9 protein-coding genes and 2 pseudogenes are annotated in these 14,957 nt (G+C 64.1%); 5 read left to right on the forward strand and 6 right to left on the reverse strand.

The genetic code is table 11. The annotated features are described in order from the left end of the window. Positions 1-99: 99 nt before the first annotated feature. Positions 100-1,269, forward strand: a complete 1,170-nt coding sequence (locus Q2941_RS06150; RefSeq protein ID WP_458191937.1) for a thiolase family protein — start codon at positions 100-102, stop codon at positions 1,267-1,269. Here Q2941_RS06150 and Q2941_RS06155 read toward each other — a convergent pair whose 3' ends face one another. Then, positions 1,270-2,340, reverse strand: coding sequence for an AraC family transcriptional regulator (locus Q2941_RS06155; RefSeq protein WP_027523155.1), 1,071 nt, complete (start codon positions 2,338-2,340; stop codon positions 1,270-1,272). Between the two features lie 203 nt (positions 2,341-2,543). Between Q2941_RS06155 and Q2941_RS06160 the strand changes: the two genes are divergently transcribed. Together Q2941_RS06160 and Q2941_RS06165 are read left to right on the forward strand one after the other, a co-directional pair. Beyond that, positions 2,544-3,173 carry a response regulator transcription factor gene (locus Q2941_RS06160; RefSeq protein WP_027523156.1) on the forward strand — a complete coding sequence of 210 codons (630 nt, stop codon included), beginning with the start codon at positions 2,544-2,546 and terminating at the stop codon, positions 3,171-3,173. A 170-nt stretch (positions 3,174-3,343) separates the two neighbouring features. Further along, positions 3,344-5,032 (forward strand): mucoidy inhibitor MuiA family protein, encoded by a 1,689-nt coding sequence (locus Q2941_RS06165; protein ID WP_254110966.1) that lies wholly within the window; start codon positions 3,344-3,346, stop codon positions 5,030-5,032. A 160-nt stretch (positions 5,033-5,192) separates the two neighbouring features. Here Q2941_RS06165 and Q2941_RS06170 read toward each other — a convergent pair whose 3' ends face one another. After that, positions 5,193-6,548, reverse strand: coding sequence for an esterase-like activity of phytase family protein (locus Q2941_RS06170; protein ID WP_254110968.1), 1,356 nt, complete (start codon positions 6,546-6,548; stop codon positions 5,193-5,195). A gap of 146 nt (positions 6,549-6,694) precedes the next feature. Next, a pseudogene (locus tag Q2941_RS06175) lies at positions 6,695-7,703 on the reverse strand (C-terminal binding protein). A 260-nt stretch (positions 7,704-7,963) separates the two neighbouring features. Between Q2941_RS06175 and Q2941_RS06180 the strand changes: the two are divergent. Further along, positions 7,964-9,649 carry a methyl-accepting chemotaxis protein gene (locus Q2941_RS06180; protein ID WP_458191938.1) on the forward strand — a complete coding sequence of 562 codons (1,686 nt, stop codon included), beginning with the start codon at positions 7,964-7,966 and terminating at the stop codon, positions 9,647-9,649. A gap of 149 nt (positions 9,650-9,798) precedes the next feature. On the opposite strand, the gene Q2941_RS06185 is transcribed toward Q2941_RS06180, so the two are convergent. The 3 genes and pseudogenes from Q2941_RS06185 to Q2941_RS06195 form a co-directional block, all read right to left on the reverse strand. Continuing rightward, a complete protein-coding gene (locus tag Q2941_RS06185) occupies positions 9,799-10,734 on the reverse strand; it encodes a DMT family transporter (RefSeq protein WP_027523163.1) in 936 nt (311 codons plus the stop codon). 348 nt (positions 10,735-11,082) lie between these two features. Then, a complete protein-coding gene (locus tag Q2941_RS06190; RefSeq protein ID WP_254110973.1) occupies positions 11,083-12,015 on the reverse strand; it encodes a DMT family transporter in 933 nt (310 codons plus the stop codon). A gap of 355 nt (positions 12,016-12,370) precedes the next feature. Next, positions 12,371-13,335 (reverse strand): annotated as a pseudogene (locus Q2941_RS06195) (cation-transporting P-type ATPase); the annotation flags it as partial. A 314-nt stretch (positions 13,336-13,649) separates the two neighbouring features. On the opposite strand from Q2941_RS06195, the gene Q2941_RS06200 reads away from it, so the two are divergent. Further along, a complete protein-coding gene (locus tag Q2941_RS06200) occupies positions 13,650-14,942 on the forward strand; it encodes an adenylosuccinate synthase (protein WP_027523167.1) in 1,293 nt (430 codons plus the stop codon). Positions 14,943-14,957: the final 15 nt, after the last annotated feature.

Raw genomic sequence — 14,957 nt, forward strand, 5'->3', positions numbered from 1 at the left:
TTATGCCCGCGCCGCCCTTTATCTTTCCTGCGACGGCCAAGTTTGTGTACCAATGGCGCAATAACGAACATTCCAAGTCGTCCGAACAGGGAGAAAACAATGCGTGAAGCCGTCATCGTTTCCTATGCGCGCACGGGGCTGGCGAAGTCCGCTCGCGGCGGGTTCAACATCACTCCGCCGATGTCTCTCGCGGCCCACGCCATCCATCACGCGGTCGATCGCGCCGGCGTCGAGAAGGACTATGTCGAGGATTGCTATCTCGGCAATTGCGCCCACGGTGCGCCGAATATCGGCCGTCAGTCCGCGCTTCTCGCCGGTCTGCCCAAGACGACGGCCGGCGTATCGGTCAACCGATTCTGCTCCTCGGGGCTCCAGACCATCGCCATGGCAGCCAACTCGATCCGCTCCGATGGCGCCGATTGCATCGTCGCCGGTGGCGTCGAGAGCATCTCGATTCCGGGCGGCGGCTCGCCGAAGGAATCGATCGATCCGGAATTGTTGAAGGTCGCGCCCGATATCTTCATGGCGATGATCGACACCGCCGATATCGTCGCCGAGCGCTACAAGCTCAGTCGCGAATATCAGGACGAGTTCTCGCTGGAATCGCAGCGGCGCATGGCGGCCGCCCAGCAGGCGAACAAGTTCAAGGACGAGATCGTCCCGATGAAGACCAGGATGAAGGTGGTCGACAAGCAGACCAAGGCCGAGTCGATCGTCGACTACGTCGTCGACCGCGACGAGTGCAACCGGCCGGAGACAACGATGGAAGGTCTCGCCAAGCTCGAGCCGGTCAAGGGGCCCGGCAAGTTCGTTACCGCCGGCAACGCCAGCCAGCTCTCCGATGGCGCTGCTGCCGTCGTGCTGATGGAAGCCAAGGACGCGGAGAAGCGTGGCCTTCAGCCGCTGGGCCGCTTCGTCGCCTGGGCGACCGCCGGCTGCGAGCCGGACGAGATGGGCATCGGTCCGGTCTTCGCGATCCCGAAGCTGTTGAAGCGTACCGGCCTGAAGATCGACGACATCGATCTCTGGGAGCTCAACGAAGCCTTCGCCAGCCAGTGCCTGTATTGCCGCGACAAGCTCGGCATCGACCCCACCAAGTACAACGTCAACGGCGGCTCGATCGCGATCGGCCATCCCTTCGGCATGACCGGCGCGCGTCTCACCGGTCACCTCTTGCAGGAAGGTCACCGCCGCAAGGCGAAGTGGGGCGTGGTGACGATGTGCATCGGCGGCGGCCAGGGCGGCGCAGGCCTGTTCGAGATCTACTAGCTAAGCCGACACCGCGGCACGCGACGACGAAGGCATGGCGCTCCCAAGCGCCATGCCTTTTTCCTGCGCCATCGCTGGCCGCTTGCCCTTGCGCCAGTCGGTGATGGTGCAGCCGAAGTGATGACGGAACCAGCGCGCCATGGCGCTTTGCGCGGAAAAGCCGAGCTGCTCGGCGATCGCCGAGAGCGGCCGGCCGGGTTCTTCGATCAGCCGGGTCACGAGCTCGACGCGCTGTGCGTCGAGGATCTCGGAAAAAGTGGTGCCGCATTCGGCAAGGTGCCGATGGATGGTGCGGCGGGTGCAGGCCAGATGCTCGGCCACGCGCTCGACCGTGCACTCGCCGCCTGGGAGCAGCGAGTGCACGACTTCGTCGACCTTCTCGTCCCAGCTCGCAGGCCGTGTATCGAGAGCCTCGATACGCTTGCGCAGATAGCTCGCGACCAGGGGATGCGCGCTCGGGATCCGGCGATCCATGTCATGGGCTGACAGCAGAAGCGCGTTGCTCGCGGCGCTGAAGGTCACCGGGCAGCCGAAGAACTCGCGATAGCGCTTGCGGTCGCGGGGCGGCGGATAGTGAAGGTGAACCTCCTGCGGCCGCCAGTCGCTGCCGAACAGCGAGTGGATGATGCGGTGGATGCTGCCGAGCGCCATGTCGATGGACTGGCGCGGCGCACGTGGGCGCCGTCCACGCAGATGCATCGTGATGGTCACGATCTTCTTGTCACGCGTGACGTCGAGCCGCATGCCCTCGTGATGGATATGGATGAAACGCGACAGCGCCGCGATCGCATCGCCAATGGTGGCCTGCTCGCGAACGATCAGTCCGACCGGCCCGAGATTAGTCAGGCCGCCGAGCTCGGCGAGGCGCAAGCCGAAATCTTCGGCACCTGAAGCTTCTGCCGAGATTTCGAGCAGGCGGCGAAGACCGGCGACGGCGATACGAATGTCGGGCTTTTCAAGGCAGGTCAGCGGAAGCCTGACCTTGCGCATCATCTGCTTCGGATCGAGCCCGACCGACCGGGCGACCTCCGGATAGTAGGCAAGGCCTGCGCTGCGAATGAGATCGGTCATGCGAACCGCTCCTGCCAGCCATTCCTGCAGTTGTCCCGAAATGTAAAATTTCTGTCCCAATCAGTCAAATCCCGGAACCGGGCTGAACATACATATCGAAAACCGAAGCACCGGCGCGGATGCCGGTTCACGACGGCGCGGCAGGGCGATGCAGCCCCGACGCCGTCTCGGCCCATTTGACCAAGACATTGCTGAGCAGGATGATGCCGGGAAACACGCTTTCCAAGGGTGAGGTATTCGTCATCGATACTGACGCGTCCTCCCGCGAACAACTTTCTATGGCGCTCGAGCAGAAGGCCTATGAGGTCATCTGCTTCGCCGATGGTGCGTCTCTCTTGTCGGAGGCGAAGGTGCGCATGCCGGCCTGTGTCCTGCTCGAGATGCAGGCGCCGGATCAATCCGGCTTCGACGTGCTGAAGCGGCTGCGCGAGGAAAATTGCATGGCGCCGATCGTGGTGACGTCGGCCAATGGCAGCATCGCCATGGCGGTCGATGCCATCAAGTGCGGTGCGTCCGATTTCATCGAGAAGCCGTTCCAGAGCCATGAGATTGTCGATCGGATCGATGCCGCGATCGACGAATTCGCTCAGCCGGATTCGAACCGGCGGCGCTGGCTCGCCGGTTGCGAGCCACTCACAGGGCGCGAAGGCGAGGTCCTGGAGCACCTCGCGGCCGGCTACACCAATAAGGAGATCGCCCGGGTGATGCGCCTGAGCGCGCGGACGGTTGAAGGCTACCGCGCGAGCATCCTGAAAAAGGCCGGCGCGAAGAACGTCACGGATATGCTTCGCCGCATTTACGGCCAGGGTGAATCAAGGCTGAACCAAGGCTGAAGCGACGGCGCGGCCAGATGACGCGTTCCGCGGTCACCGGGCCGCCGCGCTGCCGCCGCACGGAAACCCCAATCGAACCGGTTCCTTCCCTGCCGCGTCTCACCACTTTGGCGAGGCGTTTATCGCCGCATCCGGCTGGCGGTGCGGCGCCATTGGCAGGAGGGAAATTCATGCGGACTATCGCGAAGAGTCTGGCGACGACGAGTCTGGTCCTGGTCACGGCGGCGATTGCGCTGCCGTCATGGGCGGCCGATCTGGATGCGACGTCGGCCATCGACGCAGTCACGGTCTATCCGGATGGCGCGAGCGTCACCCGCGTCATCACGCTGGACCTGCCGTCGGGTGACTCGACGCTGGTCGCAAAAGATTTTCCGCTCGGCCTCGACACCTCCTCCTTGCGGGTTGAGGGCGAGGCGGGTGCAAAGCTCACCATCGGCACCATCGACGCGCGGCCACCGCGCCAAGCGGCTCGCGTCAATCTGCCGGAGCTTGACAAGCGCATCGAGACCTTGAAGGACCAGCGCGCGGATTTGCAGGGCGCGATCGAGGCCGCCAACGCCCGGCGCAAGTTTGCCGAACGCTTTGCCGAGGCGTCCCCGGCCGGTATCGGCGAGAAGGGCGAGGCCCGGCCGGTTGCCGAGTGGCGCGCGGCCTTCTCTGCGGTAGCCGAGGAGATCGCCTCCGCCGACACCGCGATCCGCGATGCCATGCGAAAGCAGCGCGAGATCGATCGCCAGATCGCCCAGCTCGAAGCCGATCGCGCGGCCAAGCCGCCGAGCAAGCTGGAGGTGCGCGTCGACGTGGCCTCTGCGGCCGCGACCAAAGCGACGCTGCGGGTGACCTACAATGTGCGCAATGCGCGCTGGGCGCCGCTTTACGATGCCCGCCTCGACACCGGCACCCGGGATCACAAGCCGCAGCTCGAACTGGTGCGTCGCGCGGAAATCACACAGTCGACCGGCGAGGACTGGTCGAATGTCAGCCTCGGCGTCTCCACCGTTCGTGTCAGTCGCGGCGGCAGTGCGCCGGAGCTGAATTCGCTGGTCGTCCGCTATCCTCAGCCTGCGAAGCCGCTGGCGCTGGGGACGTCCGCGGATTTTTCGCGGTCCGCGTCCACGACCGCCTTCCAAGATAAATTGGAACAGCCTGCGCCAATGTCCAAAGTCGCTGAGCCGCTCGAACCGCGCCAGCGCGCCGAAGAGCAGCAGGCCAATGCCGAGATCGGCGATTTCCAGGCCGTCTATCAGATCGCAGGCCGCGTCAGCTTAGGGGCCAATGAAGGCGCCAAGAGCCTGCTGATCTCCAGCATGACGGTGACGCCGGACCTCGCGATCCGGGCCGCGCCGGTGGTGGATCCGACCGCCTATCTAGAAGCCTCGTTCAAGCTCTCCGACGACACCAACCTCTTGCCCGGCAAGGTCGCGATCTTCCGCGACGGCGTGTTCGTCGGCCGCAGCAAGTTCTCCACCGCCGCGCGGACTGAGGCGATCCGCCTCGGCTTCGGCGCCGACGACAAGATCAAGATCGAGCGTTCGGTGATCCGGCAGAACGAGGGCACGGCGGGCGTGATCTCTTCGTCAAAGACTGATACGCGCTCGTTCCGGACCACGGTACGCAATGGTCACGATTTCCCGATCCGGATCGCGATCGAGGATCAGCTTCCGATCAGCGAGAACGAGGACATCGCGGTCGAGATGCTGTCCGCGACCACGCCGCCCACGTCGACCAACCTGCGCGACAAGCGCGGCGTGCTGGAATGGGCGTTCGACGCCAAGCCCGGCGAAGTCAAGGAGATCAAGTTCGGCTGGCGCGTGCGCTGGCCCAAGGACAAGGGCATCGTTCTGGTGCCGGCGGGCTAGCTTTCTTCACCTCGCCCTGCACTCCATCGCTTGTCATGCCCCGCGAAAGCGGGGCATCCAGTACGCCGCAGCTTCTCCGTATCCCACAGATGTCACTGCGTACTGGATCGCCCGGCCAAGCCGGGCGATGACGACTGTGATTGCGGAGAGAGCCGCGCCCTCACTTCGCCTTCAGGAAGTCACCCACCTCGAGCAACACGAATTCATCATCGTCGGCCTTGTTCGGCTCGCGGCTGGAGGAGAACGGCAGGTTATTGTCGTTGCCGACGATGATGTGAGTTTCGTCGACCCGGTCGACGTTCTCGATGGTGAAGAACGGGAAGGTGAGGACGCCGTCATTGAGCGGCTTCCGCGCCTTCTTGTCTGGATCACGGATCTTCATCAGATCGATGTAGCCGATCTTGCGCACGGGCTTGCCGACATTGGCATCCGAGAGCTCGATCTTGTAGACGCGCTTGAATTTCGCGACGTCGGGAAAGCAGTTGTCGCCGCGCACGCCTTGCGGACATGCCTTGTCCGCGGTGCCTTCGCCGTTGTCGCGTTCGATGACGAGGCCGCTCGTCGGGTCGATCATGTTGAAGTCACCGATGGCGTTGCCGTTCTGCTCGAACACGAATTGCCAGTAGCGGCCGGTGAACTTCTCCGCTGCGACATCGAATTCGAGGATGCGGGAGGCTTCCTTGCCGTCGACCTTCTCCCAATCCTTCTTCTCGGCGTCCCAGAGCGGGCCTTCGAGAAGGCCGTACAAGAACTTGCCGTCCTTCGACGAGGCAAAGCCCTCAAAGCCCTTGGAGCGGCGCAGGTTGACGTTGGTGTAGCTCGCGCCCGGCGCACCAGGCGACTGCACCGCCCAATGATCCGGCGAGCGCACCGGCTTGCCATCGGCGATTGTCTCGAATACGACCAGAATCTTGCCGGTCTTGTCGGCCTTCAGGACGTAGGGGCCGAATTCGTCGCCGATCCAGAATGTGTCGCCGATGATCTGGAAACCTTCGGTGTCGAAGTCGGAGCCGGTGAGATAGCGCTTGTCGGTGTCCTCATGCACGATTCGGAACGGCACCTTTTTGTCGGGATCGTGCAGGAACACCGTCTCTTGCCGCTCGACCTTGCCGCTGGTCCAGTCGATCCTGTAGTGGTTCAGGTACAGCATCGAATCCGGCGAGTTGTAGCGCGAGCCCATGCCGTTGTCGGTGATGACCCAGAAGGTGCCGTCGCCCATCGACTTGATGCCGGAATGGCCTTGGAGCGGCTGCCCCTTGAACGGCAGCGACACGCCGGTCGCGCGCTCGGCGGACTTGCCCATCACGGTGCCGGGCGCATCGACGCGTTTTCCGGTCGTGTATTTGCCTGAGGTCTTGAGGTCGGCGGGCGCGTCCGCCGGCGCGTCGATGAAGGATTCGGCCGGCATCACCGCGTGCGCGGTCAGCGTTGCCGGGAATTCGCCCTCGTTCTGTGCGAGGGCGGCACCGGCGGTGAGAAGGATGGTGGCGATCGAGGTGAGAAAGGTCGCGCGCACGTGTGCGTCTCCTGTGAACGGACGGGCGCATGCCTTATGCTGTCGGCGTATTGCAGTTTTGTGAAATCGGGCCGAACACCGCAGGCGCGGGCTACTCCTTTACCGCGCGAACCGATCTCCAATTCATCCGAAGGCGCATCACAGGCTTAGCTGTTTGGACCGCGATCCATGCTGACGGGCTGCCAGCGTCGCAGCGCCGTGTGCTGCAGCACCGACGGATTGACACAATTCGTAGCCCACGCGCCGCTTGCGCGCTTCGTCAAAGCGTGCCGAGGCCGAGGCGACATGGGCGGTCAGGGTCACGTTCTCCATGCCGAGCAGGGGATTGTTGTGCGAGGGCGGTTCCTTCTCCAGTACGTCGAGCGCGGCATGCGCGATCCAGCCTTCTTGCAAGGCCTTGATGAGACTTTCCTCGTCCACGGTGGCGCCGCGCCCGGTGTTGATGAAGACCGAGCCCTTCTTCATCTGTCGGAAATGCTTCTCGGTCAGCATGTGATGCACCTCGGGCCGGGCGGGCGCGTGCATCGAGACGAAGTCCGATTGCGACAGCACCTCGTTCAGCGTGGCCGGCATCACGCCGTGATCGTACATCAGCGTTTCCTGGATGAAGGGATCGTAGGCCATCATCCGCAGGCCGAAGGGTGCGGCGCGCTTGGCGACCGCGCGCGCGACACGGCCGAAGGAGATGAAGCCGAGCGTCTGTCCCATCAGTCGCGGAATCTTCAGAAGTGCCGGCCGGCCCTCGGCCCAGCGCCCGCTGCGCACCATCCGGTCCTGCTCGACCAGGCGGCGGAAGCCCGCAAGCAGCAGCATCATGGCGTGGTCGGCGACCTCCTCGATGAAGGTGTCGGGGATGTTGGTCACGGGAATGCCGCGGGCAGTTGCCGCCTTTACATCGACGCTGTCGACTCCGACGGAGCCGAGCGTGATCGCCTTGCAGTTTTCCAGCGCGTCGATGATGGTCTTGGTGATCGGGATGCCCTTGGCGTAGATCGCATCAGCCGTCCGGGCCGCGGCAATAAACTCGGTCTCGTTGGCCGGCGCTTCGACGATCTCCGCGTCGATCGGGTCGAGCGCCTCCCGCTCGAAGGAATAATCGCTTCCCGCCACCGTGAAGCTCGCGCCTTTCGGCGTCACCACCCTGAATTTCGGCATTTCCTGCTCCGATTTGGTTTGTCGGTTCTTGTTGTATGACCCTGCTTTTGCGCCGGATCGTTTCGTCTTTTACGCGAAATCGAGCGTGACGCGTACAATCGTCGGTTGTCGCACACTGCGGTGTTTGCGGGTTTTTGCCTCCTCTGCGGGCTTCTACGGAGCCATCGTAACAAGTTGCTAATGGGTCCCACACTAAAAATTGATTCAAATTCGATCGACCCACCCGCGTGCCGTTTCCCCTTATCTGCCGGAGCCGCCTCGTGAAGTTGAGCAACCTGAAGATCGCCCCCAAGCTTGGCATCCTTGTCGGCGTCACCTTGTTCGGCCTCTGCATCTCCGGGGTTCTGGCCGGATATCTGATGAAGCGCGAGATGGTGAATGCGCGAATCGATCAGACCAAGGCGATCGTCGATTTGGCCCGCAACTATGCGACCACTTTGATGAAGCGGGTCAACGTCGGCGAGATGACGAAGGAGGCCGCGCTGGCCGAACTTCGCCGCTACGGCAACGCCATGACCTATGACAGGGGTTCCGGCTATCTGTTCGGCACGACCTATGACGGCATCACGCAGCTCGCGCCCGATCCGAAGCAGATCGGCATGAACCGCATGGACGTGGAGACGAACGGCCGCAAGCTGTCCAGGGAGCTGATGGACGGTGTCAAAGCCAATGGCGAGATCCTGCTGTTCTATGAATATGTGAAGCCCGGTCAGGAGAAGCCGATCCGCAAGCTCGGCTATGCCGTCGCGGTTCCCGGCTTCGACATGTATCTCGGCACCGGCGCCTATCTCGAGGATATCGACGAGAAGATGGGCCCGGTCTACTGGCTGCTCGGCCTGTCCATGCTCGGCATTGTCATCGTTGCAGGCAGCGTTGCCTGGCTGCTCGGCCGCAGCATCAGCCTGCCGCTGAACAGGCTCGGCACGCGCATGAACGAGCTCGCCAACGGCAAGCTCGAGGACGACATCCCCGGCGTCGGCCGTGGCGACGAGGTCGGTGCGATGGCCTCGACCGTGCAGATCTTCAAGGACAATGCGATCCGCATCCGTGATCTCGAAAAGACCGAGGCGGTTGCCAAGGAACGCGCCGCGGCCGAGCGCCGCAGCGCGATGGAAGGCATCGCCAGCGACTTCGAGCGCAGCGTGAACGGCATCGTGCGCTCGGTCTCCTCGGCTGCCGCCGGCATGCAGACCACGGCGCAGTCGATGACCGCGACCGCGAGCGACGCCAGCGCGCGGGCGGCCACCGTCGGTGCCGCCTCGCAAAAGGCGTCCGGCAATGTCGGCACGGTTGCGGCCGCCGCCGAAGAGCTGTCGAGCTCGGTCGCTGAAATCTCCCGCCAAGTGACGCGCTCCACGGAAGTTGCCAGCAAGGCGGTCAGCGACGCCGAGCGCACCAACACCACCGTGCAGGTGCTGTCCTCCGGCGCCGAGAAGATCGGCGAGGTCGTCAAGCTCATCCACTCGATCGCGGCGCAGACCAACCTGCTCGCGCTCAACGCCACCATCGAAGCGGCGCGCGCCGGCGAATCCGGTCGCGGCTTCGCGGTCGTCGCCTCCGAGGTCAAAGCGCTCGCCAACCAGACCGCGAAGGCCACCGAGGAAATCTCCGCCCAGGTCGCAGCGATGCAGACCTCGACCAGCGACGCGGTCGCCGCCATTGCTGGCATTACCCAGACGATCGCCGAGATGAGCGAGATTACCGCGGGCATCTCTGCGTCGATCGAGCAGCAGGGCGAGGCGACGCGCGAGATCGCCCGCAACATCCAGTCGGTCGCAGCCGGCTCCAGCGAGATCAACGCCCATATCGGCAGCGTGACCTCGGCGGCCAAGGCGACGGGTACGGCAGCCTCCGACGTCCTGTCGAACGCACGCGAGCTCGACAATCAGTCCGGCGCACTGCGAAGCGCCGTCGACGGCTTCCTCGCCAAGGTGCGGGCCGCGTGATATCCGCGATGATTTCGTAGGGTGGGCAAAGACGCGCAAGCGTCGTGCCCACCGCTTCTTTCGAGGCCTTGGATGCTTGATGGTGGGTACGCTTCGCTCTGCCCACCCTACGAGAGCATCACAACTGGCCGTGATCCCTCAGCGCGGAATTATTTCGACGCCGAGCCCTGCCGCGATGCGATCACGACGCCGGCGAGCACCAGCGCGTAGCCGACGAGATGGAAGAGTTGCAGCCTTTCGCCGAGCAGGAGGATCGCCATCGCCGAGCCGAACACCGGCACCAGATGAAAGAACGGTGCGGCACGGTTCGGTCCGATCAGCGCCACGCCGCGATTGAAGAAGAGATAGGCGAGCGTCGAGGGGAAGATCAGGATGTAGGCGAATGTCGCCAACGTCGTCGCATCCAGCTTCAAGACGTTGCCCGCGGAGAACTCCCACACCGCGGCCGGCAGCAGCATCATCGCCCCGCAGCAGGTGGTGAAGGACAGGAAGGAGAGCTGATGGATTTTTGGCCGGCGCGGGATGAAGGCGGAATAGAGCCCGAACGCCACCAGCGAGGAGGCGAACATGATGTCGCCCCGGTTGAAGCTGATGCCGGCTAGCGCCGCGAGATCGCCGCGCAGGATGATGATGAGGACGCCGAGCAGCGAGATCGCGATGCCGGCGAGCTGTGCGGCCGTCAGGCGGACGCCGAACAGCACCAGCGACCACAGCGCCACGAACAAGGGTCCGGCCGACTGGATCAGCAGCGCATTCAGCGCCTCCGTATATTGCAGGGCCCAGAACGAGATCGCGTTGTTGAAGGCGAAGCCGACCAGCGACAGGAACAGCATCAGCGGCAGATGCGCGCGCAATGCCTTCCAGTCGCGCCTCAGATGCGGCCACGAAAATGGCAGCAGGATGAGGAAGACGCCGAACCAGCGGATCGTGGTCAATGTGAGCGGCGGTACATGCGCGCCGACATGGCGCGCGAGCACGATGTTGCCGGCCCAGAACAGCGAGCTCAGGCTCAGCAGCAGATAGGGCTGGTTGTTGAGCCAGCCGGCCGGATTCGAGGCCGATGGCGCGGGCGAAGCGATCGTCATTGGTTTTCGTGAGGAACTTGCGCCGGATTACAGCCGCACCACAAGTCCCATCGCCGCAATGCTACAATGCAGTGGAGATCACGGAGGTGGCTTTGGCGGTTAATATGTTGAACATCGGCGCTTGATCTCACCCTCTCCTCTTGTGGGAGAGGGTGGCTCGCCGCGCAGCGGCGAGACGGGCGAGGGGTCTCTATCCGCCTGCGAATCTTTCGCGATTGAACTCGCGGAAGCAACCCCTCATCCGGCGCGATAGCCGAAGCTGCACTTCGGCGTTCTCTTAAGAACGGCGGCCGAAGGCCGCCTATGCCACCTTCTCACAAGGGGAGAAGGAAGAAAGAAAAGTCGAACTCAGCTCGCCTGCTTGCGCGAGGCCACGAATACGCCCGACAGTACCAGCGCAAAGCCGATGAAATGGAAGGCCTGCGGCAGTTCACCCAGGAAGATCATCGCCATGATCGAGCCGAACACCGGCACCACGTGGAAGAACGGCGCGGCGCGATTGGCGCCGATCAGCGCAACGCCTCGGTTGAAGCAGAGATAGGCGAGCGTCGAGGGAAACACCGCGACATAAACCAGTGTCAGAATGTTCGGCAGATCGAGCTTCATCACGGGACGGGCCGACAACTCCCATATCTCCAGCGGCATAAGGCACGCCGCGCCGCAGCCGAAGGTGAAGGCAAGAAATGACAGGCCGTGGATCGCGGGCCGCTTCAACGTCAGCACCGAATAGAGCGCGAAGATCACCAGGGCGACCATGAAGATCAGGTCGCCCTTGTTGAACTCGATGTTGGAGAGTGTGGTGAGATCGCCATGCAAGAGGATGGTCAGCACGCCGCACAGCGAGAGCAAAACGCCCAAGGCCTGCATCGCCGTGAGCCGGACGCCCAGGATGATCAGCGACCACAGCGCCACGACCAGCGGGGCAGCCGATTGCAGCAGCAGCGTGTTCAGCGCCTGCGTATGCTCCAGCGCCCAATATTGCAGCGTGTTGAAGGCGCCGATGCCGGTGATCGACAGCACGATCATCAGGCCGAGCTTGCGGCGGATCGCCGGCCAGTCCTTGACCAGATGCGTCCAGGCAAACGGCAGCACCAAAAGGAAGGCGAAGAGCCAGCGTAGGAAGGACAGCGTCACCGGCGGGATGTGGCCGGCGGCAAGCCGACCGACAATGGCATTGCCGGCCCAGCACAGCGCGGTGATGCTGAGCAGGAGATAAGGCTGGTTGGCGATCCAGTGCCGGTCGGGTGCGGCAAGGCGCGTGGTCTGGTCGGCGGCGGACATTGTGATTGTTATGGCCCCGGTTCATGCGCCGGGGCGTCCGACCCGGTGGTGCGCCCCGGGCCGGGTCATTCCCGGCCCGCTCACAGACACGGAAATCGACCTGATATCAATGGGGCCCGGCGCATCGCGTCCATGCGCGGCTTCGATGCGCGGGGAACCCTCGCTTCAACTCTTCCGCCCGGTGCGGATCCAAAGGTCAGGAAATCGAACACCGACGACAGGGGGCCCATGATCGCGGCGAAGCGCACCAGGCGCGACATGCTCCACACCTGCGGCTGCGCGGTTGCCTGCGCCGAGACGCGGTCAAAGGGAATGCCGAGCTCGGAGAGATCGTAGAGCAGGTTGTTGAGCGGGTGGCATCGTCGATCGTGCAGAGTTCGAGCACTGCCTCCGGCGCGCCCTTGACGATCAGCAGCGCGCCTTCGGGACCGCTCGCCAGCACCGATCCCAATCGCCGGGAGAAATCGAACGCCTGGCGGCCCGCGAGTGTCCAGCCTTGCGCGGCGCCCACGCAGCCGGCGACCAGCGCCGCATCGAGCGAGCCGCGGTCGCCGCCGAGCGAAGCCGCAATGGCACCGAGCTTTGCAGCGCGCGCATCCACCTTGCCGCAGGCGTCGAGACTCTGCGCAAGCGTGATCTCGGCCGAGGTCAGCGTGCCCGTCTTGTCCGTGCACAGCACCGTCATGGCGCCGAGGTCGTGGATCGCCGCGAGGCGCTTGACGATCACCTTGCGGCGGGCCATGCGCCGCGCGACAAGGTCACCGTGGTGATCATCGGCAGCAGCTCCGGCGTCAGCCCGACCGCAAGCGCAACGGCAAACAGCAACGCCGTGCTGTCGATGATCAGCGCGTCCGCCGGGATGATGTCGCCGGCACGGATGCGCAGGATGTCGCCGGGCACGACCTGCTCGACGTCGATCTGGCAGAACGCGCCGTCGCGCTTGACCTCGGCCTTCAGCGCCACCGAGCGGCGGAGGATTTCGGCGGCCCGGACTGCATGTCCTTCCTGGATGGTGTCGAGCCCGATCGACAGCGTCAGGATCAGCACGATGATCAGCCCGCCGATGTCGTCGCCGGTCAGCATCGAGATGATGCCGGCGACCAGCAGGATCAGCGACAAGGGCTCGAAGAGCCGTCGCACGATCGCGCGCATCGCGGCCTCGATGCGCGGCGGCGCGTCGCTGTTCGGGCCGAAGCGGCTGAGTCGTTCGGTGGCATCATGCGTGGCCAGCCCCTGCAAGCCGCGGCCGAGCTGCCGGGCGAGCGCGTCGGCTGAAAGGCGCCAGAACTGGCTGGCCTGGTTTCCCGATGGTTCCGTCACGGCATGTCCGAAAGAGGCGTTATGGCCTGCAAAAGGTAAGGGGTGGAGGTGACAGCCATCCCTTAGGCAACCGGCGAACGGAGCGGTTGATGCGTTAATTCAGCGGTTCCCGAGCTTGCCGGCGCGGTCCAGAACCTTTCCGGATTTTAAGGGGATATCAAAGGCTTGGATCGCGCTTTAGGCCTCGAAAAGGCCCCGTTCTTGCTTGCCTAGAGAGGCTGCTTCCGATATCCGGTTGGCTGCCTCGCATGCGAGCGGCCCCCGGCCGTGGATTGGCTGGGCGCATCTAAATCTTGCATAGGGAATACCCGCGAATGGCCAATGTTGTCGTCGTCGGCGCCCAGTGGGGCGACGAGGGAAAAGGCAAGATCGTCGACTGGTTGTCGGAGCAGGCCGACATCGTCGCGCGTTTCCAGGGCGGCCATAACGCCGGCCATACGCTGGTCATCAACGGCGAGACCTACAAGCTCGCGCTCCTGCCCTCCGGTGTGCTGCGATCGTCGAAACTGTCGGTGATAGGTAACGGCGTGGTGTTCGATCCGCAGGCCTTCCTCGACGAGGTTGCCAAGCTGCGCGGTCAGGGCGTCGCGGTCGGCCCGGAGAATTTGCGCGTGGCAGAGAACGTCACCCTGATCCTGCCATTGCATCGCGAACTCGACGCACTTCGCGAGAGTTCCAATTCGGCGACCGCGATTGGCACCACGCGCCGCGGCATCGGCCCCGCCTATGAGGACAAGGTCGGCCGTCGCGCGATCCGGCTGATGGACCTCGCCGACCTCGACACGCTCCCGCACAAGATCGACCGTCTGCTGGCGCATCACAACGCGCTGCGCCGCGGCCTCAATCTGGAGGAGTTCGACGCGGCCGCCATCCTGCGCGATCTGACCGCGCTGGCGCCGCAGCTCCTGCCCTATGCCGAGACGGTGTGGCGGCTGCTCGACATCAAGCGCCGCGAAGGCAAGCGTATCCTGTTCGAAGGTGCACAGGGCGCCCTCCTCGACGTCGACCATGGCACCTATCCTTACGTCACCTCGTCGAACACGGTGGCGGCCCAGGCCGCGACCGGAACCGGCCTCGGTCCGAACGGCGTCGGCTATGTGCTCGGCATCTGCAAGGCCTATACGACCCGGGTCGGCCAGGGGCCGTTTCCGACCGAGCTCACGAACGAGATCGGCGAGGAGATCGGCCGCCGTGGCCGCGAGTTCGGGGTCAATACTGGGCGCAAGCGTCGCTGCGGCTGGTTCGACGCCGTGTTGGTTCGCCAGACCGTGCGGACCTGCGGCATCAACGGGCTGGCGCTGACCAAGCTCGACATTCTCGACGGCTTCGAGTCGATCGAGGTCTGCACCGGCTATCGGCTGGACGGCAAGGAGATCGACCACCTGCCGGCCGGCGAGGGCGCGCAGGCCCGGGTCGAGCCGATCTACGAGACCATCGAAGGCTGGAAGGAGCCGACCGCAAATGCCCGCTCCTGGGCGGATCTGCCGGCCCAGGCGATCAAATATGTGCGCCGGATCGAGGAACTGGTGGGCTGCCCGGTCGCACTTCTTTCCACGAGCCCCGAACGTGAAGATACTATTCTGGTACAAAACCCGTTTGAGGCTTAACGATATCTTACCGGG

The sequence above is a fragment of the Bradyrhizobium sp. UFLA05-153 genome (assembly GCF_054185185.1).

Bases quoted from the DNA above. Each gene is read 5' to 3' on its own strand.
- Q2941_RS06150 (WP_458191937.1), top strand. From the start codon at position 100: ATGCGTGAAGCCGTCATCGTTTCCTATGCGCGCACGGGGCTGGCGAAG.
- Q2941_RS06155 (WP_027523155.1), bottom strand. From the start codon at position 2,340: ATGACCGATCTCATTCGCAGCGCAGGCCTTGCCTACTATCCGGAGGTC.
- Q2941_RS06160 (WP_027523156.1), top strand. From the start codon at position 2,544: ATGCCGGGAAACACGCTTTCCAAGGGTGAGGTATTCGTCATCGATACT.
- Q2941_RS06165 (WP_254110966.1), top strand. From the start codon at position 3,344: ATGCGGACTATCGCGAAGAGTCTGGCGACGACGAGTCTGGTCCTGGTC.
- Q2941_RS06185 (WP_027523163.1), bottom strand. From the start codon at position 10,734: ATGACGATCGCTTCGCCCGCGCCATCGGCCTCGAATCCGGCCGGCTGG.
- Q2941_RS06190 (WP_254110973.1), bottom strand. From the start codon at position 12,015: ATGTCCGCCGCCGACCAGACCACGCGCCTTGCCGCACCCGACCGGCAC.
- Q2941_RS06200 (WP_027523167.1), top strand. From the start codon at position 13,650: ATGGCCAATGTTGTCGTCGTCGGCGCCCAGTGGGGCGACGAGGGAAAA.